Origin of the sequence: Castellaniella hirudinis, assembly GCF_042651965.1 — a bacterium.
In the GTDB taxonomy this organism is placed as follows: domain Bacteria; phylum Pseudomonadota; class Gammaproteobacteria; order Burkholderiales; family Burkholderiaceae_B; genus Castellaniella; species Castellaniella hirudinis.
The window spans coordinates 211151-232414 of record NZ_JBHSDY010000007.1; the positions used below are offsets into that span (position 1 = coordinate 211151).

Sequence of the window (21264 nt, forward strand, 5' to 3'; positions counted from 1 at the left end):
CCTGCACATGGATACCACCCTGATCTTCCTCGCCGTCCTGTTCTCCTCGATGGCGATCGGCATTCCCATCGCCGTCGCCCTGCTGGTCTCGGGCGTCGCCCTGATGTGGCACCTGGATTTCTTCAACACCCAGTTGCTGGCGCAGAACCTGCAGGCCGGCTTCGACAACTTCCCGCTGCTGGCCGTGCCCTTCTTCATCCTGGCCGGTGAGCTGATGAACGTGGGCGGCCTGAGCCAGCGCATCATCAATATGGCGCGCGCCTTCGTCGGCCACATCCCCGGCGGCCTGGGCTACGTCGCCGTGTTCGCCTCGGTGCTGCTGGCCTCGATGAGCGGCTCGGCCATCGCCGACACCGCCGCGCTGGCCACCATCCTGCTGCCCATGATGCGCCAGCAGGGCTATCCCATGGACTACAGCACGGGCCTGCTGGCCTCGGGCGGCATCATCGGCCCGATCATCCCGCCCTCGCTGCCCTTCATCATCTACGGCGTCACCACCAACACCTCCATCAGCAAGCTGTTCATCAGCGGCGTGGTCCCCGGCATTCTGATGGGCGGCGCGCTGCTGCTGGCCTGGCGCGGGGTCGCGCGCCGCCGCCAATTGCCCACGGCTGTGCGCGCCACGCCGGCCGAACGCCGCCGCGCGGTGACCGACAGTGTCTGGGCCATCTTCATGCCGGTCATCATCCTGGGCGGCATCCGGTTCGGCGTCTTCACCCCGACCGAGGCCGCCGTGGTGGCCGCCGTCTACGCCTTTCTGGTGTCGCGCTTCATCTACCGGGCGCTGTCCTGGAAGGCCACTTACGACGTGCTGGTAGCCTCCAGCATCACCACGGCGGTGGTCATGTTCCTGTGCGGCGCCGCCACCGTGGCCGCCTACATGATCACGCTGGCCGACCTGCCCAATCAACTGGCCGAACTGTTCCAGCCCATCCTGGCGCATCCCACGCTGTTCATGGCCTGCATGGTGATTTTCCTGCTGCTGGTGGGCACATCCATGGACCTGACGCCGATCATCCTGATCTTCGCCCCCGTCTGCCTGCCGCTGGCGCTGAAGGCGCACATCGATCCGATCTATTTCGGCTTCATGTTCGTGTTCACCGGCTGCCTGGGCCTGATCACACCGCCGGTGGGCACAGTGCTGAACGTCGCCGCCGGCGTGGGCGGCGTGAAGATGGAATCCGTCGTCAAGGGCGTCACCCCCTTCCTGCTGGTCTACGCACTGCTGCTGGTCCTGCTGGTGCTCTTTCCCCAGATCGTCACCGCCCCGGTCCGCTGGCTGGGCTGAGGCAAACAACACCGCCCCCACGGCGGACACTTCACCAAGGAGAATCCCCATGAAACTGAAAGCCCTGTTCCTGGCCGCCACCCTGGCGGCCGGTGCGATGGCCCTCCCGGCCCAGGCCGCCGACATCCAGACCCGTCTGATCCGCTTCGGCTACGGCCTGAACCAGGATTCCAACCAGGGGCGCGCCGTCCAGGTGTTCGCCGACGAGGTCGCCAAGCTGTCGGGCGGCAAGATGAAGATCCGCGCCGTCGGCGCTGCGGCCCTGGGTTCGGACGTCCAGATGCAGCAGGCGCTGATCGGCGGCGCCCAGGAAATGATGGTGGGTTCCACCGCCACCCTGGTCGGCATCACCCAGGAAATGGCCCTGTGGGACACGCCCTTCCTGTTCAATTCCGGTGAGGAAGCCGACAAGGTGCTCGACGGCAAGACCGGTCAGGCCGTCATGCACAAGCTGGAGGACAAGGGCCTGGTGGGCCTGGTCTACTGGGAAAACGGCTTCCGCAACCTGACCAACAGCCAGAAGCCGGTCAACGGGCCCGAGGACTTCAGCGGCCTGAAGCTGCGCGTCATGCAGAACAACGTGTTCCTGGAAACCTTCCAGCGCCTGGGCGCCAACGCCGTGCCGCTGCCCTTCTCGGAACTGTTCACCGCGCTGGAAACCAAGACGGTGGACGGCCAGGAAAATCCCTACAACACCATCCTGTCGAGCAAGTTCTACGAAGTCCAGAAATACCTGAGCATCACCAACCACGTCTACAGCCCCTGGATCGTCACCGCCAGCAAGAAGTGGTGGGACGGCCTGAGCGCCGACGAACGTGACGTGCTGCTCAAGGCCGCCGTCGTCAGCCGCGACTACGAACGCAAGGACACGCGCGAGGAAGCCGACAAGGCCCTGGCGCAACTGAAGGCCGACGGCATGCAGATCAACACCGTCAGCCCCGAAGCCGTGCAGAAGATGCGCGACACCATCGCGCCAGTCAACGCGCAGATCGAGAAGTCGGTGGGTTCGGATCTGTGGAATGCGGTGCAGGACGAGTTGAAGGAAATTCGTAAAAGCTGATTGCCATGCTGCGGCTGAGGGGATGCCGCACGCGCGGCATCTCTACTCTCTACATGTCGCGGCCTGCATGCCGCTTGGATTCGTCCGGCATAGGACAGTTCATAGGGGACTGTCCTATGACCCGCCCTATCCAGTCCGTCAACTTCGACACCCGCGCCGTGCTTCCAATTCGCGTCGTGTCTTTTCCACCGCTTCGGTGAGTAGATTTTCATCCGGCAAAGCGGTCCTGTATTCGGCGGCCAACACCTTGTTGGGCAAACCTTCCAGCGCGTAGTGGGCTTCGGCTGCGCCCTTTTCGGCACACAGAATCAGGCCCACGGGCTGGTTTTCGCCCGGTTTCATCCAGTGCTCGCGGGCGTAGTTCAGGTACATATGCATCTGACCTGCGTCGGCGTGGTTGAACCTGCCGACCTTGAGGTCGATGACCAGCAGGCATTTCAGGCGGCGATGAAAGAACAGCAGATCGATGCGGAACCAGGTGTCGTCCAGGCGCAGACGGCGCTGGCGGCCGACGAAGGCGAAATCGTCTCCCAATTCCAGCAGGAAGTCGGCCAGATGGTGGATGAGCGCATCCTCCAGGGCGGACTCTGAGTATTCGTCCTTGAGGCCCAGAAACTCCAGCACAAAAGGGTCTTTGATGGCCTGCTCAGGCGTGATGGCGTCGCCGGGTTCGGCAATTTCACCCTTCTCAAGCATGGCGGCCTTGTTGCGGGACAAGGCGGTGCGTTCGTAAAACTGGCTGTTCACCTGTCGGTCGAGCTGGCGCACGCTCCAACCGCCGCGCAGGGCCTCGGTTTCGTAGAAGCTGCGAGCCTGTTCATTCTTGACGGAAAGCAGACGGACGTAGGCCGACCATGGGAGCGGGAAGGCTTTGGCGAGGGCGGCGAGGTCTGGAGACTTGCCAGACGATGTCTCGAAAATCGGTAGCGAGGAAGATTTGGCAGACAGTGTCTGCCAAATTCGTTCTGGCCCCCACGCGAGATAGAACAGCCGCATGTCTTGCAGGTTGCGCCGCCCAAAGCCCCGACCGAAACGAGGTGTCAAATCGCTGGACAGTCGCAGCAGCAATGCCTCCCCATATTCGGCACGCCCCTTGCCGCCCTGCTCAAACTCCACGATACGCCGCCCGACTTCCCAATAGCCGGCGGTCATCAACGCGTTGACGCTGCGCGCAGCGGCACGGCGGGTGGCTTCGAGCAAGGCGACGATGTCGCCGTGGATGCCGTTGTAAGCGGTATCCATTGATATGGGCGCTGTCACCTTGGCGGATTTCTTCGCTGCGATGGTTTTGACAGGCGAGCGCCGGATGTCGTTTTGCATCGCCATGTCCTGTCTCACCGATATGCCAGATCGCGGAAATACAGCGACAGGTCCGGCCAGTAGGTGATCACCATCAGGCAGACCACCACCACGCCGACGAAAGGCAGCAGCGGCCGGATCAGGCGCTCGATGGGCACCTTGGCGACCGTGCAGGCCGCGAACAGGTTCACGCCGAAGGGCGGCGTCACCATCCCCAGGGCCAGGTTCACCACCATGATCACCCCGAAATGCGCCGGATCGACGCCGAACTGCGTCGCCACGGGCAGCAGCAGCGGCGCCAGCACCACGATGGACGCGGACGTCTCGATGAACATGCCGATGAAGAACAGGGCGACGTTCACCCCCAGCAGGAAAGTGATCTCGCTGCCGAACAGGTGGCCGAGCCATTCGCCCAGCATCATCGGCACCCCGGCGCGGTTCAGCAGAAAGCCGAACACGCCCGCGTTGGCGATGATGAACATGATGATCGCCGTGGACACCACCGAACGGTGGAACGTACGGCCCAGCGTGGAAAACGTCAGCCGGCGATAGATGAAAATACCCACGAACAGCGCATACACCACCGCCACGGCCGAGGCCTCGGTGGGGGTGAAGATCCCGCCATAGATCCCGCCCAGAATGATGACCGGCATCAGCAGCGCCCACCAGGCCTTCTTGAAGGCCGTCCAGACCGGCAGGCGGCCGTCGCCGTCGTGCTTGCCCAGGCCATTGCGGCGCGCGTACAGCCAGACGTAGGCCATCAGCGCAATGACGATCAGCAGGCCCGGCCCGATCCCGGCGATGAAGACCTCGCCCACCGAGGTGTCGGTGGACACCGCGAACAGAATCATGGGAATGGACGGCGGGATGATGACGCCCAGTTCCGCCGCCGAGGCCTGCAGCGAGGCTGCGAAGGGCGCCGGATAGCCGTGCTTGACCATGGCGGGGATCAGGATGGCCCCCACCGCAAAGGTCGTCGCCACGCTGGACCCGGCCACCGCCGCGAAGATCATGCAGGTCAGCACGCAACTGCAGGCCAGCCCGCCCTGCACGCCGCCCACCACGCTCTTGGCGAATTCGACCATGCGCTCGGAGATGCCGCCTTCTTCCATCAGATTGCCGGCCAGGATGAAGAAGGGCACGGCGACCAGCGGATATTTATCCAGGGCGGCGTAAAGCTGCTGCGCAATCACCAGCCACGTCATGTGGCCGTCGAAGCCGACGCCGACCATGGAAGCCAGGCCGATCGACACGGCCACCGGCACGGTCAGGCCGAAGAACAGCAGCATGGAAACGACCATCAACTGCGACATGATGCGTTTCCTTGGTCAGACGGTTTCGATATGGAGGCGGCGCGGGCCTTCGGCCCAGTAGGCCAGGGCCGCGAACAGCGACAGGGCGGCGCCGACGGGAATCGCCAGATACACCCAGGAGATCGACACGGCCAGGCTGGGCATGGTCTGGAAGCGGACACGCCAGGTCATCTCGATCCCGATCCAGAGCAGGAAACCCAGGAAGCCCACGACGATCAGCAGCACGCCGTGCTCCAGCAGCCGCGCCCGGCGCGGCGCCAGCAGATTGTGCAGCAGGTCCACGCCCAGCATGGCCCCCTGGCGGAAGGCCAGGGCCACCCCCAGCATCACCGCCCAGATGATGGCGGCCCGCGTCCAGGCCTCGGACCAGGCCGAGGGCGAGGCGAAGACGAAGCGCGCCAGGACCTGGTAAAAACCCGCCGCCACGGCGGACCACAGCAGGCCCTGGGCGACCCAGGACACCAGCCGGGACAGGCCCCGGTCGACCAGACCTAGCGCGCGCATCATCACTTACTGCGTATCGCGGATGGCATCGACCAGCTCCTGGCCGAACTGCTTGTAGTACTGCGGATAGACCGGCTGGACCGCCTTGACGAACGCAGCGTGATCCACCGTGTTGACCTGCATGCCGTTGGACTTCAGGGTTTCGATGCCGTCCTTTTCGACCTGATCGACGTAGCCGCGCATGGCCACGGCGCCGGCAGCGGCGGCTTCCTTGAATTTCGCCTTGCCGGCATCGTCCAGACCGTCATAGACGGAGGGCGCCATCAGGATCAGCGCCGGGCCGTAGACGTGCGCCGTCAGCGACAGGTATTTCTGCAATTGCCACATCTTCACGGAAACGATCACCGACAGCGGGTTCTCCTGGCCGTCGATGGTGCCCTGCTGCAGGGCCGTGGCGACTTCGGGCCAGGCCATGGGCGTGGCCAGCACGCCCAGCTCCTTGAAGGCGGCGATGTGGATCGGGTTTTCCGTGGTGCGGATCTTCAGGCCCTTGATGTCGGCGGGCTCCTTCACCGGGCGGACATTGTTGGTCAGGTGGCGGAAGCCCTGTTCGCCCCAGGCCAGGGCCACCAGGCCGCGCTTGGGAAATTCGGCCAGCATGTCCTGGCCGATCTTGCCGTCCAGGACCTTGCGCGCATGGGCCAGGTCACGGAACAGGAAGGGAATGTCGAACACCCCGGCCTGCGGCACGAAATTCAGCGTGGCGCCCGTGGACACGATGGCCAGGTCGATGGTGCCCAGTTGCAGGCCCTCGATGACCTCGCGCTCCCCGCCCAGCGCGCTGTTCGGGAACTGCTGCACCTTGAAGTCCGGCGCGCTGGCTTCCAGGCTCTTGGCGAAAGCGGCGGCACCCGCGCCATAGTGCGAGTTCTCGGACAGCGCGTAGGCCATCTTCAGCGTAGTCTGCGCCAGCACCGGCGCGGACGCCGTCATGCCGACCAGCGCAGCGGCTGCCAGCCAGCCGGCAAATTTTTTCCCTTGGAACATGGTGTCGTCTCCCGAATGCGATATGAGTATTCTTCAAAAATTCCCTAAGGGTTCTACCACGAAGTCCGGCAGAGTCGCAATGAAAACCACCCGCAAATTCGGGTTATCACAGGGGCGCGCCGCCCCAAAACCCGCTAGAGTCATGAACGGGTCCATCACTGTGTCCAGGACATGACCGCCTATCACTACATCGCCAATGCCCGCCTCCCCGTCCCCGACGAGCGCACCATCCCGGTCATCGATCCGGCGGACGGCCGGACTTTCGGCCGCATCGCCCGAGGCTCGGCAGAAGACATCGCCCTGGCCGTGCAGGCCGCGCAGGCCGCCATGGGCGCACATTTCGACGGCCCCTGGGCCATGACCTGCGCCCGCGACCGGGGACGCCTGCTGGCAGCCTGGAGCCGCGCCGTGCTGGACGAAGTCGATGCCCTGGCCCGGCTGGAGGCGCGCGACACCGGCAAGACACTGCGCACCGCGCGCAACGACATCGTCGCCCTGGCGCGCTACTTTGAATACTATGCGGGCGCCTGCGACAAGCTGCATGGCGAGACCCTGCCCTACGACACCGGCACCCTGGCGCTGACGGTGCGCGAGCCGCACGGCGTCACCGGCCACATCATCCCCTGGAACTACCCGGCGCAGATTTTCGGCCGCAGCGTCGGCGCGTCCCTGGCGGCCGGCAACGCCTGCGTGGTCAAGCCCGCCGAGGACGCCAGCCTGTCCACCCTGTACCTGGCCGAAATGGCCGCCCGCGTGGGTTTTCCGCCCGGCGCGCTGAACATCGTCACCGGCTACGGCGCCGAGGCCGGCGCGGCCCTGAGCGCCCACCCCGGCGTCCGGCACCTGTCCTTCACCGGCTCGACCGTCACCGGCCAGCGGGTCGCCGAGGCCGCCGCGCGGCACCACTGTCCGGTGGTGCTCGAACTGGGCGGCAAGTCGCCGCAGATCGTGTTCGAGGACGCCGATCTGGACGCCGCCCTGCCGGCGGTCGTCAACGCCATCATCCAGAACAGCGGCCAGACCTGCTCGGCGGGCAGCCGGCTGCTGGTCCAGGCCGGCATCCACGACGCCTTCGTCGAGCGCGTCGCCGAACGCTTCCGCGCCCTGCGCGCCGGGCCGCCCGCGTCGGACGACGCCGACCTGGGACCGCTGATCAATCGCACGCAATACGACCGCGTGCGCCGGATGCTGGACACGGCCCACGACGAGGGCCTGGTCGAGGCCGCCCGGGGCCGCATCCTGGACGAGGCGCCGCCGGAAGGCTACTACCAGGAAGCCGTGCTGCTGCGCGACGTGCCCCCGGACAGCGCGCTGGCCCAAGCCGAAATCTTCGGCCCGGTCCTGATCACGCAGGCCTTCCGCGACGAGGCGCACGCCCTGGCCCTGGCCAACTCGACCGACTACGGTCTGGTCGCCGGGGTCTGGACCCGCGACGGGGCGCGTCAACTGCGCATGGCCCGCCACCTGCGCTGCGGCCAGGTCTTCATCAACAACTATGGCGCCGGCGGCGGCGTCGAACTGCCCTTCGGCGGGGTCAAGTCCAGCGGCCACGGCCGCGAAAAAGGCTTCGAGGCCCTGCTGGGATTCACCACCTTGAAGACCGTGGCGATCCGCTACGGCCAGGATGCCTGAGGAGACACACCCATGCGTTTGCGCGACAAGACAGCCCTCGTCACCGGGGCCGGCTCCGGATTCGGCCGGGGGATCGCCTCGGTCTTCGCCCGCGAAGGCGCCCGGGTGCTGGTAGCCGACATCCACGACGCGCATGGCCGCGAGACCGTCGAGCAGATCCGGGCGGCCGGAGGCCAGGCCGAATTCGCGCACGTCGATGTCGCCGACGCGGCCGGCATGCACGGCCTGCTGGCCGAGACCCTGGCCCATTTCGGCGGCCTGGACATCGTGGTCAACAACGCCGGCGCCACGCACCGCAACCGGCCGATGCTCGAAGTCACCGAAGCCGAGTTCGACCGCATCTACGCCATCAACGTCAAAAGCATCTATCTCAGCGCCCAGGCCTTCGTGCCGCACTTCCGCCGGCAGGGCGGCGGCGTGTTCGTGAACATCGCCTCCACGGCGGCCCTGCGGCCGCGCCCCGGCCTGACCTGGTACAACGGCACCAAGGGCGCCGTGGTGACCCTCAGCCGCTCGATGGCGGCCGAGCTGGGCCCGGACCGCATCCGCGTCAACTGCGTCAATCCCGTGGTGGGCGCCACCGGCCTGCTGTCGGAATTCATGGGCATGCCGGACACGCCGGAAAACCGCGCCAAGTTCACCGCCGGCATCCCGCTGGGCCGGTTCTCAACCCCGGACGACGTCGCCCACGCCTGCCTGTACCTGGCCTCGGACGAGGCCTCTTTCATCACCGGCGCCTGCCTGGAGGTGGACGGCGGCCGGTGTGTGTGACTACTCCTCGACGTACCAGGTGTCCTCCGACAACATCACCTGCTGGTGACCATAGCCGGCCGGCATCATCGGGAAGCAGTTCTGCAGCGGCACCACCGCCACGTCCAGGAAATACGGCCCGTCGTGCGCCATGCACGCGGCCAGCGCCGCGTCCAGGTCGCGCGGATGCTCGACCCGCGCCGCACCCCAGCCAAAGGCGCCCGCCAGGGCCACGAAATCCGGGATCGAGGCGTTGTAGCTATGGCTGTAGCGGCCTTCGTGGATCAGTTCCTGCCACTGGCGCACCATGCCCATGTGGCCGTTGTTGCACAGGATCAGCTTGACCGGCGCGCGGTGCTGCGCGGCCGTGGCCAGTTCCTGGATGTTCATCAGCACGGACGCATCGCCGCTGACGCAGACCACCGGCTTGTCGGGATGCGCGATCTGCGCGCCGATGGCGGCCGGCAGCCCGTAGCCCATGGTGCCCGCCCCGCCGGAAGTCAGCCAGCGGTTGGGCCGGTCGATGCCGATGTACTGGGCGGCCCACATCTGGTGCTGGCCCACGTCGGTGGACACGACGGCGTCGCGCCCGGCCAGCAGCCGGTCGATGCGCCGCATCAGGTCCTGCGGCAGGATGACCTCGTCCGAAGGCGGGAACTTCAGGCAATCGCGCGCCTGCCAGACGGCGATGCGCTGCCACCATTCGTCCAGGCGTCCGGATTCCAGCGGATATTGGCCCAGTTCCTTGTGCAGGGCGCGCAGCAGCGGATAGCAATCGCCCACCAGCGCCACGTCGGCGCGCACGACCTTGTCGATCGAAGCCGGGTCGATGTCCAGGTGGATCTTGTCGGCGTGCGGACAGAAATCCGACAGCCGGCCGGTGATGCGGTCGTCAAAGCGCGCGCCCACGCAGACGATCAGATCCGCGTGGTGCATCGCCAGGTTCGCCTGCAGCGTGCCGTGCATGCCCAGCATGCCCAGGAACTGCTTGTCGCCCGCCGGATAGGCGCCCAGGCCCATCAGCGTCAGGGTGCAGGGCGACCCGGTCGCCTGCACCAGGCTGCGAAAAGCGTGGCAGGCATCAACACCCGAATTGATCAGGCCGCCCCCGCCGTAGAACACCGGACGGCGCGCGCGGGCGATCAGCGCGGCGGCGCGTTTCAGTGCGGCTTCCGTCACCGGCGCCAGCGGCTCGGCGGCGGTCTCGGGCTCCAGGTCCGCGACGGCGTGCTCCGGCGGCACGCGAGCGATCTGCAGGTCCTTGGGGAAGTCCAGCAGCACCGGGCCCGGACGGCCGGCGCGCGTCAGGCGCAGGGCTTTGGCCGCCAGGTCGGCGATGTCCTCGGACCGGCGCACCTGGGCATTCCATTTGGTGACCGGACGCGAAATCCCGACCGCGTCGCATTCCTGGAAGGCGTCGGTGCCGATGGCGCCGGTGACCACCTGGCCGCTGACGCACAACACGGGGATCGAATCGCACAGCGCGTCCAGCAGCCCGGTGGTGGTGTTGGCCATCCCCGGCCCCGAGGTCACGAAGACCACGCCGGGACGGCCCGTGGAGCGCGCATAACCTTCGGCGGCGTGCATGGCAGCCTGCTCGTGGCGCACCAGAATGTGGCGGAGGCGCGGCTCGGCATACAGGGCGTCGTACAGCGGCAGCACCGCACCGCCCGGATAGCCGAACACCGTGTCCACCCCCAGGGCGATCAAGGTCTCCAGCAGGACTTCGGCGCCATTGCGGTCGAGGGCGGGGGCGGGGGCGGGGGCCTGAGCGGCCTGGACGGGATGGAGAGCATTCACGGGCGGTTCACCTGGACGGAAGGATCGGGGATACCGGGCCGGCCCCCTCATGCGCGATGGCCCCCGGCAGGATCGCCGCCGGAGCGAGTGGACTTGCGGACGACATCCCAAGGATAATGAGGGCAGTTTATCCCTTTTCGATCCAGCCCCTTCCCGATCGCATCCCATGGCCATCCCCCGCTTGCCCTGGCACGCCGTGCGCGTCTCGACCCTGCACGGCACCGGCGTCTTCGCCACGCGCGACATCCCCGCCGACACCCGGATCCTGGACTACGCGGGGCGGCGCCTGACGCCGGAACAGGCCGACGCCCGCTGGCCGGTCAATCCCGACGACCCTTATCACACCTTTTATTTCGCGCTCAGCGGCGGATCGGTGATCGACGGCGGCCGGCGCGGCAACGACGCCCGCTGGATCAACCACGGCTGCGCGCCCAACTGCGAAGCGCGCGAAAACGACGACGGCACCCGCGTGGCGATCTACGCGCTGCGGGACATCCCGGCGGGCGCGGAACTGCTCTACGACTACGGCCTGGTGATCGACGAGCCGCTCACCCGCACGCTGAAACGCCATTACCGCTGCCGCTGCGGCGCATCCGCCTGCCGGGGCACGATGCTGGCGCTGCAGGACAAGTCTCAAAAGCCTTAAAGCCTAAAGAGACACCGGGGATTGCACCGACAGGCAAGCGGGTCATTTCGCTGTAGGATTCAGTGTTGCCATCCGGCCTGCTCTACGCCATACCCCGATCCATGCCCGACGACCACGCTGCCGATTCCGGCGCCGACGACCTTTCCGAATTCACTCCGCCTGCCGATCCCCCCTTGCGCGTCCCGCTGCGATTCGAGGACTGGCTGACGGTATTGACCTTGGGCACCCTGGCCTGCATCACCCTGGCCAATGTGATCGTCCGCTACCTGACGGCCGAATCCTTCGCCTGGACAGAGGAAATCTCCATCTTCCTGCTGATCGTGCTGACCCTGAGCGCCAGTTCTTCGGCCTTCGTCCGCCTGCTGCACATCCGCATCGAGCTGCTGGCCGACGGCGGCAGCCCCGGACGGCGGCGCCGCTTCGCCCTGTCTGCAGGCGCGGTATCGCTGCTGTTCTTCGCCGGCCTGACGGTCCTGCTGGGCCGCATGGCCCTGGACGAATACAACTGGGGCGACACCTCGCCGGCCATCGGCGTGCCCACCTGGTGGTATTCCATGTGGCTGCCGATCCTGTCGGCGGTCATCACCCTGCGGCTGGCCGGCATCCTGCGACGCACCTGGGAGCAGTCATGATCCCTACCCTGCTGTTCGCGCTGTTCATCGTCCTGATGGTCATCGGCGTGCCCGTGGGCATCGCCCTGGGGGCGGCCGGCACGCTGGCCATCGCCCTGGCCAACCCCGACACCCACTGGTTCGGCCTGATGGCGGTCTCACAGAGCTTTTACGCCGGCCTGGCCAAATACCCGCTGCTGGCCATCCCCATGTTCGTGCTGGTGGGCTCGATCTTCGACCGCTCCGGCGTCGCCGCCAAGCTGGTGCGGCTGGCCCAGTCCATCACCGGCAACGGCCCCGGCATGCTGGCCGTGGTCGCCATCACCGTCGCCATGTTCCTGGGCGGCATCTCCGGCTCCGGCCCGGCCTGCGCCGCCGCCGTGGGCGCCATCATGATCGGCGCCATGAACCGCGCCGGCTATCCGCGCGCCTATTCGGCCAGCGTGGTGGCGGCGGGCGCGGCCACCGACATCCTGATTCCGCCCTCGATCGCCATGATCGTCTATTCGGTCCTGGTGCCGCAGGCCTCGGTGCCGGCGCTGTTCGCGGCAGGCATGTTCCCGGGCATCCTGGCCGGCATCGGGCTGATCATCCCGGCCGTGTGGCTGGCGCGTCGCCACAAGATGGGCGCGGCCGCCCGCGCCGAGCCTCGCCCGCCCTTCTGGCGCAGCCTGTTCGAAGCCATCCCCGGACTGGCCGCCCCCGTCATCATCCTGGGCGGCATGCGCATGGGCTATTTCACGCCCACCGAAGCCGCCGTGGTCGCCGTGTTCTACGGCCTGCTGATCGGCATGCTCGTGCATCGCACCATCCGCCTGCGCGACCTGTTCCCCATCCTGCGCGAGGCGGGCGAACTGTCCGCCGTCATCATGCTGATCGTCACGCTGGCGGGGATTTTCGCCTGGTCGCTGTCCACCCTGTCGATCATCGACCCCATCACCAATGCCATCGTGCATTCGGGCCTGGGGCAGTACAGCGTGCTGACGCTGCTGATCCTGCTGCTGATCGTGGCGGGCATGTTCCTGGACGGGATCTCGATCTTCCTGATCTTCGTGCCGCTGATCCAGCCGGTCGCCCAGGCCTTCGGCTGGGATCTGGTGTGGCTGGGCGTGGTGCTGACGCTGATGGTCGCGGTGGGCCAGTTCACGCCGCCGGTGGCCGTCAACCTGATGGTCTCCAGCAAGATCGCCCGCATCCCGATGGAAAGCACGGTGCCCTGGGTGCTGTGGCTGGTGGGCGGCATGCTCTGCACCCTGATCCTGGTGGTGATCTTTCCGCAGATCGCGCTCTGGCTGCCCCATTATCTGGGATACTGATTTTTCAAAGAGGAGACTGACATGCGCTTCAAACAACTCATCGGCGCGGCCGCCCTGGCCTGCACGGCCCTGGTCACCGCCCTGCCGGCCCAGGCCGCCGACTACAAATCCGAATACAAGCTGTCCATCGTGGTGGGCACCAACTTCCCCTGGGGCCAGGGGGCGGTGATCTGGTCCGATCTGGTCCGCGAGCGCACCAACGGCCGCATCAACATCAAGGTCTATCCGGGCACGTCCCTGGTCCAGGGCGACCAGACGCGCGAATTCACCGCCATCCGCCAGGGCGTGATCGACATGGCCATCGGCTCGACCATCAACTGGTCCCCGCAGGTCAAGGAACTGAACATCTTCTCCCTGCCCTTCCTGATGCCCGACTATCCCGCCATCGACGCCCTGACCCAGGGCAAGGTCGGCGAGGACCTGTTCGGCATCCTGTCGAAAAAGGGCGTCGTGCCGCTTGCCTGGGGTGAAAACGGCTACCGCCAGTTGTCCAACTCCGCGCGCGAGGTCAAGACCCCCGAGGACGTCAAGGGCATGAAGCTGCGCGTGGTCGGTTCGCCGCTGTACATCGACATCTACACCGCACTGGGCGCCAACCCGACCCAGATGAGCTGGGCCGATGCGCAGCCCGCGCTCGCCAGCGGCGCCGTCGACGGCCAGGAAAATCCGCTGTCCATCTACGCCGGGGCCAAGCTCTACGACGTCGGCCAGAAATTCCTGAGCCTGTGGAACTACGTGGCCGACCCGCTGGTCTTCGTCGTCAACCAGGACGTCTGGAACTCCTGGACGCCGGCCGACCAGAAGATCGTGCGCGAAGCCGCCATCGAGGCCGGCCGCCAGGAAATCGTCATCGCCCGCAAAGGCGTGACCAACACCGACGACTCCCTGCTCAAGGAAATCGAAAGTCACGGCGTGAAGGTCACGGTGCTGTCGCCCGAGCAGATCGGCGCCTTTGCCAAGGCCACCCAGCCGGTGTTCGACAAGTGGGCCAAGCAGATCGGCCCCGACCTGGTGAAGCAGGCGCAGGCCGACATCGCCAAGCGCTGAGCCGCACACGCAAGCCCTCGCCCGGCGGGCCACGGTCCGCCGGGTTTTTCGTGCCATCAGGAGCCCGCATGCACACCGTCGAAATTCTTGGCACTCAGGTCGCCTACGCCGTCCACGGACAAGGGCCGGCGCTGGTGCTGGTGGCCGGCACGGGCGGCACCCTGGACAGCAACTGGGGGCATCTGGTCGAGCCCCTGGCGGCCCGCCACACGGTCATCCGGCCCGACTACTCCGGCTCGGGTGAAACCACTGATCCGCCCGGCGAATTCAGCCTGGCGCTGCTGGCGGCCCAGGTGCTCGCGGCGGCCGACGCGGCGGGCGCCGACACCTTCGACCTGGCCGGGTTTTCGCTGGGCGCCTGCGTGGCCGCGCACCTGGCGGCCGAACACCCCGGGCGCGTCCGCTCCCTGACCCTGCTGGCCGGATTTCCCACCGGCGACGATCCCCGCCTGCGCATGCAGTCGGCGCTCTGGCTCAATCTGATCCGCCACGATCCCCACGACTTCGCGCGGCTGGTCCTGCTGACCGGCTTCAGCCCCGCGTTCCTGGGGCGCATGGACGCGGCTCAGTTGCAGCAATGGGCCGACGCCGTCGTCGTCTCCAACCGCTGGGAAGGCATCACCCGCCAGATCCTGCTCGACACGCGCCTGGACATCCGCCCGCTGCTGCCCCGCATCACGGCGCCCACCCTGGTCATCGGCTGCGCGCAAGACGCCATGGTGCCCAAGGAACACGCCCGCGCCCTGGCTGACGCCATTGCCGGCGCCCGCTACGCCGAACTGGACAGCGGCCATCTGGCGCCGTTCGAGCAGCCCGAGGCCTTCCTGGACCTGCTCACGACTTTCATCGACGCCCCGCGGGGCTGACACGCCCGTTGCGCGGCACCCATCATGGAAATCACCTTCGACGTCGCCGTCCTGCTGTTCTTCGTCGCGCTGCTGGCGGGCGTCATCGATGCCATCGCCGGAGGCGGCGGCCTGATCACGATCCCGGCGCTGCTGGCGGCGGGCCTGCCTCCCGGGGCGGCCATCGCCACCAACAAGGTCGGAGGCGTCGCGGCAGCGACCGCCGCCACACTGCACTTCCTGCGCATGCGCCAGATCGACCTGAAGCGCAGCCGCTGGATGATGCTGGGCGCTTTCCTGGGATCGCTGGCGGGCGGCATCGCCCTGACACGCATCGACAGCGGCGTGCTGCGCCAGGTGATCCCCTTCCTGCTGATCGGCTTCGCTCTGTACTTCCTGCTGTCGCCGCGCGTGGGTTCCGAAGACCGTGCCCAGCGCATCGCCCCCGCCCTGTACGCCGCCGCCGTGGCGCCGCTGATCGGCTTCTACGACGGCTTCTTCGGCCCGGGCACGGGCACCTTCCTGGCCATCTCCTGCGTCACGCTGCTGGGCTTCAACCTGGTCAAGGCCACGGCGCACGCCAAACTGCTGAACCTGTGCAGCAACAGCGCCGCCCTGGTCTTCTTCGCCCTGCACGGCAACATCGCCTGGGCCTTCGGCCTGCCGATCCTGGCGGGCCAGTGGATCGGCGGCACCATCGGCGCACGCCTGGCCGTCACGCGCGGCCACAAGCTGATCCGCGTCCTGATGGTGCTCATGGCGCTGATCGTCTCGGTGAAGATGCTGCTGGAGTGAATCCGCGTGACGGGCCGTCCCGCCGGACCGTGCTCCATCGTGTGCGTAGCAGGACGCAGGCGGTCAAACGGCCTCGCGCAGGCAGCGCACTTCCAGGCTGACGTCCCCGCGTTCGCACGACACCCAGGCCGTGCGGTCCGTGATGTTCACGCTCAGGCTCATGTTGCGTTCGGCCAGCGCCGCCAGCGCGCGCGAGGCCTCGGTCTCCAGGACCCAGACCTGCAGATTGGCGGCCCGGCCCAGCTTGTCGCGCACTCCGGCCCACCAGACGTCCGCGCCCCGGCCATAGGCCAGCACGATGACCTGATCGGCCCGGCCGCAGGCTTTCAGCAGGCGGCGCTCGTCGGGCAGGCCGATCTCGACCCACTGCACGATCGCGCCGGTCAGATCCAGGTTCCAGAGGTCCGGCTCGTCCGTGTCGCTCAGGCCTTTGGTGAAGACCAGCCGTTCGTCGGCCTCGACCCACAGGGCATAGGCCAGCAGCCGCACCATCAGGCGCTCGTCGGTCTCGGACGGATGCCGGGCGACGGTGACGGCATGGGTGCCATAATAGGCGCGGTCATTGTCCGCGACATGCAATTCGGCTTTGTAAATGGTGGCGCGCAGAGCCATGGATGATCCGGCGGGAGGGTGAGCAAGGGCAAGAGACGTTCCCTTGAGGCACCCGGATGATAATCCATCCCCCCACCGGGGGCCAATGCGCGGCATGACCGTCCGGGCCCGCCTGACGGTCGCATCGCGTCCCATCCGCCCCCCCTTTTCGGAGTCTCCCATGCCCTGTTATTCGTTCGAAGGCCTGACACCGGTCGTCCACCCCAGTGCTTACGTCCACCCCACCGCTGTCCTGATCGGCGACGTGATCATCGGCCCCGGCGTCTATGTCGCCCCACTGGCCAGCCTGCGCGGCGACTTCGGGCGCCTGATCCTGGAGGAAGGCTCGAATCTGCAGGATCACTGCATGATGCACGGCTATAGCGACGCTGAAACCATCGTCAGGCGCAACGGTCACATCGGCCATGGCGCCATCATCCACGGCTGCGAGATCGGAGAAAACACCCTGGTCGGCATGAACGCGGTCGTCATGGACGGCGCCGTGATCGGGCCCGACAGCATTGTGGCGGCCATGAGTTTCGTCAAGATCGGCTTCCAGAGCCAGCCCCGTCAGTTGCTGGCAGGCTCGCCTGCACGCGTCGTCCGCGCCATCACCGACGAGGATCTGCGCTGGAAAGGCCTGGCCACCCAGGAATATCAGGCCTTGGTCGGACGCAGCGCCGGCAGCATGATCGAGACACCGCCGCTGCGCGAGATCGAACCCGACCGGCCGCGTCTGAGCGGAGTGACGGATCTGGGCGCCGTCCGCCGGGCACAGACGCCCTCGTCTACTTGAACGCAGTCTCGATGAAGCTGCGCAGTTTACGCGAGTGCAGGCGTTCGCCGGGCATCTCGCGCAGCAGTTCCAGCGCCCGGATGCCGATGTGCAGGTGCTGGTTGACCTGGGTGCGGTAGAACGCGGTGGCCATGCCCGGCAGCTTCAGTTCGCCGTGCAGCGGCTTGTCCGACACGCACAGCAGCGTGCCGTAGGGCACGCGGAAGCGGAAGCCATTGGCGGCGATGGTGGCCGATTCCATGTCCAGGGCGATGGCGCGCGACTGCGACAGGCGCTGCACCGGTTCCTGCTGGTCGCGCAGTTCCCAGTTGCGGTTGTCGATGGTGGCGACCGTGCCGGTGCGCATGATCTTTTTCAGTTCCCAGCCCGACAGGCCGGACACGTCAGCCACGGCCTGCTCCAGGGCGACCTGGACCTCGGCCAACGGCGGCACCGGCACCCACAAGGGCAGGTCGTCGTCCAGCACATGGTCCTGGCGCACATAGCCGTGGGCCAGCGCGTAGTCCCCCAGCCGCTGGGTGGTGCGCAGCCCGGCGCAATGGCCCAGCATCAGCCAGGCCGACGGTCGCAGCACGGCGACGTGATCGGTGATGGTCTTGGCGTTGGACGGCCCGACGCCGATGTTGATCAGTGTGATGCCGGTATGCCCCGGCCGTTTCAGGTGGTAGGACGGCATCTGCGGCAACGGCGCCGGCCCTTCGCGGACCTCGCCCAGCGTGTCCCGCGTGACGATGCGGTTGCCGGGTTCGACCAGTTCCGTGTAGCCCCCCGCGCCCGAGGCCAGCGTCTCGCGCGCCCACCGGACGAAGCCGTCCACGTAGAACTGATAGTTGGTGAACAGCACGAAGTCCTGGAAATGCCCCGGCGACGTGGCCGTGTAGTGCTGCAGCCGGTGCAGGGAATAGTCGATGCGCGGCGCGGTGAAGGGCGCCAGGGGCCGGGGCTGATTGGCGCGGCCGCGCCAGGTGCCGTTGACGATGGCGTCATCGGTCACCGCCAGATCGGGTACGTCGAAATGGTCGCGCAGGGTATGGCCGGGGATCTCGGAATATTCGCCCTCGACGTACTCGCCCTCTGGAAAGGCGAAGTGCAAGGGGATGGGCAGATCGGACTCGCCGATCTCCACCGGCACGCCGTGGTTGCGCAGCAGCAGGCGCACCTGTTCGCGCAGATAGTCGTGGAACAGGGCGGGCTGCGTGACCGTGGTCATGTAGATGCCCGGCTCGACCAGGTGCCCGTAGGACAGGCGGCTGTCGACTTCCTGGTAGGAATTCACCCGGATGCGGATCGCCGGATAGCAGGCGCGCACCCGCTGGCCGGTTTCCAGCCCGTTCACGCAGTATTCGCGGAAGGCGTCGCGGATGAACGCCGTGTTGCGCCGGTAGATTTCCAGCAGCCGGTCCACCGCCGCGTCGGCGTCCTCGTAGCTGGAGAACGGGATCAACGGCGGCAACCGGGTCGGACGCGCGGAATCGATGAATTTTTCCATGCGCCCGATTATGGCAGGTCTTTATGACACCCGCCGATGCACTTCCCGCCCCGCCGCGTAAGTCGCGGCAATAGTGCGATCGTCACCCAGCATCGCCAGGGCGAACAGCAGTTCTTCCAGCGAGTCGGCCAGGGCGCTGCGGCGCTCCAGCAACGGCGTGGCCTTGGGGTCCAGGACGATGAAGTCGGCCTCGGCGCCCGGTTCCAGCGTGCCGATCTGGCCGGTCAGGCCCAGGTGCTTGGCGGCGCCCTGGGTGGCCTGCCAGAACATGCGGCGCGCCGTCAGGTAGTGACCGGACAAACGCGCAACCTTGTGCGCTTCGTTCATGGTCAGCAGCATGGAAAAGGACGAGCCGCCGCCCACGTCGGTGGCCAGGGCCACCGGCATGCCGAAGGTCTTGGCCGCCGTGAAGTCGAACAGGCCGCTGCCCAGGAACTGGTTGGACGTGGGGCAGTGGGCCGCGACGGCGCCCGCGTCGCGCATGCGGCGGCGGTCGTCATCATCCAGCCAGACGCAGTGCCCGTAGACCGAGCGGGGCCGCAGCAGGCCGTACTGGTCGTAGATGTCCAGATAGCTTCGATAGCCGGGGAACAGGTCCATGACCCATTTCACCTCGTCGCGGTTCTCGGACACGTGCGACTGGATGAACACGTCCGGATAGCGCTCGGCCAGCTCGCCGCACAGGCCGAGCTGTTCGGGCGTGGAGGTCGGTGCGAAGCGCGGCGTCAGGGCGTACAACTGGCGCCCCGTGCCGTGCCAGCGGCGCAGCAGGTCCTCGCTGTCGCGCGCGCCGGATTCGGCCGTGTCGCGCAGGTATTCGGGGCAATTGCGGTCCATCATGACCTTGCCGGCCACCATGCGCAGATTGCGCGTGTGGCTTTCCTCGAAGAAGGCCTGGGCCGACCCCGGGTGCACGGTGCAGTACACCAGCGCGGTGGTGGTGCCGCAGCGCAGCAGCTCGTCCAGGAAGAAGCGCGCCACGTCCTGGGCGTATTCCGGGTTCTCGAAACGCCGCTCGGTCGGAAAGGTATAGGTTTCCAGCCACGGCAGCAGGCCCGGCGCCGGCGAGGCGATCATGTCCGTCTGCGGATAGTGGATATGGGTGTCGATGAAGCCCGGGGTGATCAGGCGGCCGCGCCAGTCATGCACCGGCGTGCCGGGGGGCAGGCCGCCGATCAGCTGGTCGTAGTCGCCGCACTGCTCGATGCGGCCGTCGCGCACGACCAGCAGGCCGTCGTGGATCCATTCACAGGCCTCGTCCTCGGCCTTGGGGGTATCGCGGAAATACAGCAGTTGGGCGCGGTAGGCCTGCGCACCTGCGGCGTTCGGGGCAGCGGACGGGGGCGTAGCGGTCATAGGGTCTCCTCGGTCGTTGTGCGCGGGCCGCAGTCCGCCTGCACGGCGGGGCCGGCGGCCCGGCGCTTTTCATCATGGGGTCAAACGGACGGCTTGCAATTCAATGGGCGTGGGCTTCGGCGCGCACGGGTGCGGCGGACTGCCGCTCCCGTTCGGATCGCAAGCGCAGCAATTGCGCGGCCACCGCGACGGCGATCACGGCGGGCTGCTTGCCTTCGATGCCGGGCTCGCCGATGGGACAGACGATGCGCGCGACCCGTTCAGGCGCGATGCCGCGCGCGCGGAACCGGTGCTCGAACTTGCGCCGCTTGGTCTGCGAACCGATCAGGCCGAAATAGGCCACGTCGTCGCGCCGCAGCAATTGCTCGCACAGGCGCTGGTCGAGCGCATGGTCATGGGTCATGATCAGGAAACAGCTCTCGGGCGGGGCCTCGTCGATCACGGCTTCGGGCGTGTCGGTCGCCTCGATCGACACATTGGCGGGCACCACGTCCGGGAACAGGTCATCGCGCGCATCCACCCAGGTCACCTGGCAAGGCAGGGTGCCCAGGATGTGCACCAAGGCCTGGCCGACGTGGCCCGCACCGAAGATCACCACGTGCAGCGGATCGGGCCGCACGGCCTCGCGCAGCGTCAGGCAGCCCAGGACGGGATCGGGACGCAGCAGCCGGTCGGCGTCCGGGCCGGTCGCGGAGAAGTCTTCGGCCGCCGCATCCAGCGCGGACACGCGCACCCAGGGCGCCACGCCCTGGCCGCCCAGGCCGACTTCGCGCATGCAGCCGGCCGGCGACTGCAGGCCGGCGCGCAGTGCATCCAGCCAGGTCCGGTCGGATTCCTGCAGGCGCTCGAACAACAGATGCACCATGCCGCCGCAGCACTGGCCCAGCGCCGGCCCCAGAGGCAGCGCCTCGATCCAGCGGTCGGAGCCGTCGTCGGCGCGCAGACGCGCCCGGGCGAACTCGGCGGCCTTCCATTCCAGGTGCCCGCCGCCAATGGTGAGCCACTGGTGCCCGGCGGACACGAGCAGTTTCGCCCCGGCCTCGCGCGGGGCCGATCCCTGGACCCAGGCGACCGTGACCAGCACCGCCGCCTGTTGCCGATCCAGGCACCACAGGGCCTGATCGATCCATGCGTGCATC

General features: G+C 67.3%; 20 protein-coding genes. 11 read left to right on the forward strand and 9 right to left on the reverse strand.

Annotated elements, in window-relative coordinates:
* The first annotated feature begins 7 nt into the window (after nucleotides 1–7).
* Both ACFO0J_RS12545 and ACFO0J_RS12550 read left to right on the forward strand, forming a co-directional pair.
* The gene (locus tag ACFO0J_RS12545) at nucleotides 8–1288 is read left to right on the forward strand and encodes a TRAP transporter large permease (RefSeq protein ID WP_376813427.1); all 1281 of its coding nucleotides are present in this window, start codon (nucleotides 8–10) and stop codon (nucleotides 1286–1288) included.
* Nucleotides 1289–1337: 49 nt separating this feature from the next.
* Entirely contained in the window at nucleotides 1338–2348 is a 1011-nt protein-coding gene (locus tag ACFO0J_RS12550; protein WP_376813428.1) for a TRAP transporter substrate-binding protein, read from the forward strand.
* Between the two features lie 138 nt (nucleotides 2349–2486).
* Here ACFO0J_RS12550 and ACFO0J_RS12555 read toward each other — a convergent pair whose 3' ends face one another.
* The 4 genes from ACFO0J_RS12555 to ACFO0J_RS12570 all read right to left on the reverse strand — a co-directional run bounded on the left by ACFO0J_RS12555 (nucleotide 2487) and on the right by ACFO0J_RS12570 (nucleotide 6451).
* Complete coding sequence (locus ACFO0J_RS12555; RefSeq protein ID WP_376813542.1) at nucleotides 2487–3590, reverse strand: PDDEXK nuclease domain-containing protein; 1104 nt, start codon at nucleotides 3588–3590, stop codon at nucleotides 2487–2489.
* A 92-nt stretch (nucleotides 3591–3682) separates the two neighbouring features.
* The gene (locus ACFO0J_RS12560; protein ID WP_376813429.1) at nucleotides 3683–4960 is read right to left on the reverse strand and encodes a TRAP transporter large permease; all 1278 of its coding nucleotides are present in this window, start codon (nucleotides 4958–4960) and stop codon (nucleotides 3683–3685) included.
* 15 nt (nucleotides 4961–4975) lie between these two features.
* Nucleotides 4976–5464, reverse strand: a complete 489-nt coding sequence (locus tag ACFO0J_RS12565) for a TRAP transporter small permease (protein WP_376813543.1) — start codon at nucleotides 5462–5464, stop codon at nucleotides 4976–4978.
* Between the two features lie 6 nt (nucleotides 5465–5470).
* Nucleotides 5471–6451 carry a TRAP transporter substrate-binding protein gene (locus tag ACFO0J_RS12570; protein ID WP_376813430.1) on the reverse strand — a complete coding sequence of 327 codons (981 nt, stop codon included), beginning with the start codon at nucleotides 6449–6451 and terminating at the stop codon, nucleotides 5471–5473.
* A gap of 171 nt (nucleotides 6452–6622) precedes the next feature.
* On the opposite strand from ACFO0J_RS12570, the gene ACFO0J_RS12575 reads away from it, so the two are divergent.
* Both ACFO0J_RS12575 and ACFO0J_RS12580 read left to right on the forward strand, forming a co-directional pair.
* Nucleotides 6623–8083, forward strand: coding sequence for an aldehyde dehydrogenase family protein (locus tag ACFO0J_RS12575; RefSeq protein WP_376813431.1), 1461 nt, complete (start codon nucleotides 6623–6625; stop codon nucleotides 8081–8083).
* Between the two features lie 12 nt (nucleotides 8084–8095).
* Nucleotides 8096–8854, forward strand: coding sequence for a glucose 1-dehydrogenase (locus ACFO0J_RS12580; RefSeq protein WP_376813432.1), 759 nt, complete (start codon nucleotides 8096–8098; stop codon nucleotides 8852–8854).
* On the opposite strand, the gene ilvB is transcribed toward ACFO0J_RS12580, so the two are convergent.
* Complete coding sequence (gene ilvB / locus ACFO0J_RS12585; protein WP_376813433.1) at nucleotides 8855–10633, reverse strand: biosynthetic-type acetolactate synthase large subunit; 1779 nt, start codon at nucleotides 10631–10633, stop codon at nucleotides 8855–8857.
* A 166-nt stretch (nucleotides 10634–10799) separates the two neighbouring features.
* On the opposite strand from ilvB, the gene ACFO0J_RS12590 reads away from it, so the two are divergent.
* From ACFO0J_RS12590 to ACFO0J_RS12615, 6 genes are all read left to right on the forward strand, one after another.
* Nucleotides 10800–11279 (forward strand): SET domain-containing protein, encoded by a 480-nt coding sequence (locus tag ACFO0J_RS12590; RefSeq protein ID WP_376813434.1) that lies wholly within the window; start codon nucleotides 10800–10802, stop codon nucleotides 11277–11279.
* Nucleotides 11280–11380: 101 nt separating this feature from the next.
* On the forward strand, nucleotides 11381–11911 hold the full coding sequence (locus ACFO0J_RS12595; RefSeq protein WP_376813544.1) for a TRAP transporter small permease: 531 nt from the start codon (nucleotides 11381–11383) through the stop codon (nucleotides 11909–11911).
* A complete protein-coding gene (locus ACFO0J_RS12600) occupies nucleotides 11908–13206 on the forward strand; it encodes a TRAP transporter large permease (protein ID WP_376813435.1) in 1299 nt (432 codons plus the stop codon). The genes ACFO0J_RS12595 and ACFO0J_RS12600 overlap by 4 nt, the downstream gene beginning before the upstream one ends.
* A gap of 21 nt (nucleotides 13207–13227) precedes the next feature.
* Entirely contained in the window at nucleotides 13228–14253 is a 1026-nt protein-coding gene (locus tag ACFO0J_RS12605) for a DctP family TRAP transporter solute-binding subunit (RefSeq protein WP_376813436.1), read from the forward strand.
* A 68-nt stretch (nucleotides 14254–14321) separates the two neighbouring features.
* Nucleotides 14322–15119 (forward strand): alpha/beta fold hydrolase, encoded by a 798-nt coding sequence (locus tag ACFO0J_RS12610; RefSeq protein ID WP_376813437.1) that lies wholly within the window; start codon nucleotides 14322–14324, stop codon nucleotides 15117–15119.
* A gap of 24 nt (nucleotides 15120–15143) precedes the next feature.
* On the forward strand, nucleotides 15144–15893 hold the full coding sequence (locus ACFO0J_RS12615) for a TSUP family transporter (protein WP_376813438.1): 750 nt from the start codon (nucleotides 15144–15146) through the stop codon (nucleotides 15891–15893).
* A gap of 63 nt (nucleotides 15894–15956) precedes the next feature.
* Here ACFO0J_RS12615 and ACFO0J_RS12620 read toward each other — a convergent pair whose 3' ends face one another.
* Nucleotides 15957–16505, reverse strand: coding sequence for a YaeQ family protein (locus ACFO0J_RS12620; RefSeq protein WP_376813439.1), 549 nt, complete (start codon nucleotides 16503–16505; stop codon nucleotides 15957–15959).
* Nucleotides 16506–16665: 160 nt separating this feature from the next.
* Between ACFO0J_RS12620 and caiE the strand changes: the two genes are divergently transcribed.
* Nucleotides 16666–17280 (forward strand): carnitine operon protein CaiE, encoded by a 615-nt coding sequence (gene caiE, locus ACFO0J_RS12625; RefSeq protein ID WP_376813440.1) that lies wholly within the window; start codon nucleotides 16666–16668, stop codon nucleotides 17278–17280.
* On the opposite strand, the gene ACFO0J_RS12630 is transcribed toward caiE, so the two are convergent.
* The 3 genes from ACFO0J_RS12630 to xdhC form a co-directional block, all read right to left on the reverse strand.
* The gene (locus ACFO0J_RS12630; RefSeq protein ID WP_376813441.1) at nucleotides 17273–18769 is read right to left on the reverse strand and encodes an AMP nucleosidase; all 1497 of its coding nucleotides are present in this window, start codon (nucleotides 18767–18769) and stop codon (nucleotides 17273–17275) included. The genes caiE and ACFO0J_RS12630 overlap by 8 nt on opposite strands.
* Before the next feature lie 21 nt (nucleotides 18770–18790).
* The gene (gene guaD / locus ACFO0J_RS12635; protein WP_376813442.1) at nucleotides 18791–20125 is read right to left on the reverse strand and encodes a guanine deaminase; all 1335 of its coding nucleotides are present in this window, start codon (nucleotides 20123–20125) and stop codon (nucleotides 18791–18793) included.
* A gap of 100 nt (nucleotides 20126–20225) precedes the next feature.
* Nucleotides 20226–21263, reverse strand: a complete 1038-nt coding sequence (xdhC, locus tag ACFO0J_RS12640) for a xanthine dehydrogenase accessory protein XdhC (RefSeq protein WP_376813443.1) — start codon at nucleotides 21261–21263, stop codon at nucleotides 20226–20228.
* Nucleotide 21264 lies beyond the last annotated feature (1 nt).

Coding starts and splice junctions, on each gene's coding strand:
- ACFO0J_RS12545 (WP_376813427.1), top strand. CDS start 8: ATGGATACCACCCTGATCTTCCTCGCCGTCCTGTTCTCCTCGATGGCG.
- ACFO0J_RS12550 (WP_376813428.1), top strand. CDS start 1,338: ATGAAACTGAAAGCCCTGTTCCTGGCCGCCACCCTGGCGGCCGGTGCG.
- ACFO0J_RS12555 (WP_376813542.1), bottom strand. CDS start 3,590: ATGGATACCGCTTACAACGGCATCCACGGCGACATCGTCGCCTTGCTC.
- ACFO0J_RS12560 (WP_376813429.1), bottom strand. CDS start 4,960: ATGTCGCAGTTGATGGTCGTTTCCATGCTGCTGTTCTTCGGCCTGACC.
- ACFO0J_RS12565 (WP_376813543.1), bottom strand. CDS start 5,464: ATGCGCGCGCTAGGTCTGGTCGACCGGGGCCTGTCCCGGCTGGTGTCC.
- ACFO0J_RS12570 (WP_376813430.1), bottom strand. CDS start 6,451: ATGTTCCAAGGGAAAAAATTTGCCGGCTGGCTGGCAGCCGCTGCGCTG.
- ACFO0J_RS12575 (WP_376813431.1), top strand. CDS start 6,623: ATGACCGCCTATCACTACATCGCCAATGCCCGCCTCCCCGTCCCCGAC.
- ACFO0J_RS12580 (WP_376813432.1), top strand. CDS start 8,096: ATGCGTTTGCGCGACAAGACAGCCCTCGTCACCGGGGCCGGCTCCGGA.
- ACFO0J_RS12590 (WP_376813434.1), top strand. CDS start 10,800: ATGGCCATCCCCCGCTTGCCCTGGCACGCCGTGCGCGTCTCGACCCTG.
- ACFO0J_RS12595 (WP_376813544.1), top strand. CDS start 11,381: ATGCCCGACGACCACGCTGCCGATTCCGGCGCCGACGACCTTTCCGAA.
- ACFO0J_RS12600 (WP_376813435.1), top strand. CDS start 11,908: ATGATCCCTACCCTGCTGTTCGCGCTGTTCATCGTCCTGATGGTCATC.
- ACFO0J_RS12605 (WP_376813436.1), top strand. CDS start 13,228: ATGCGCTTCAAACAACTCATCGGCGCGGCCGCCCTGGCCTGCACGGCC.
- ACFO0J_RS12610 (WP_376813437.1), top strand. CDS start 14,322: ATGCACACCGTCGAAATTCTTGGCACTCAGGTCGCCTACGCCGTCCAC.
- ACFO0J_RS12615 (WP_376813438.1), top strand. CDS start 15,144: ATGGAAATCACCTTCGACGTCGCCGTCCTGCTGTTCTTCGTCGCGCTG.
- ACFO0J_RS12620 (WP_376813439.1), bottom strand. CDS start 16,505: ATGGCTCTGCGCGCCACCATTTACAAAGCCGAATTGCATGTCGCGGAC.
- caiE (WP_376813440.1), top strand. CDS start 16,666: ATGCCCTGTTATTCGTTCGAAGGCCTGACACCGGTCGTCCACCCCAGT.
- ACFO0J_RS12630 (WP_376813441.1), bottom strand. CDS start 18,769: ATGGAAAAATTCATCGATTCCGCGCGTCCGACCCGGTTGCCGCCGTTG.
- guaD (WP_376813442.1), bottom strand. CDS start 20,125: ATGACCGCTACGCCCCCGTCCGCTGCCCCGAACGCCGCAGGTGCGCAG.
- xdhC (WP_376813443.1), bottom strand. CDS start 21,263: ATGCACGCATGGATCGATCAGGCCCTGTGGTGCCTGGATCGGCAACAG.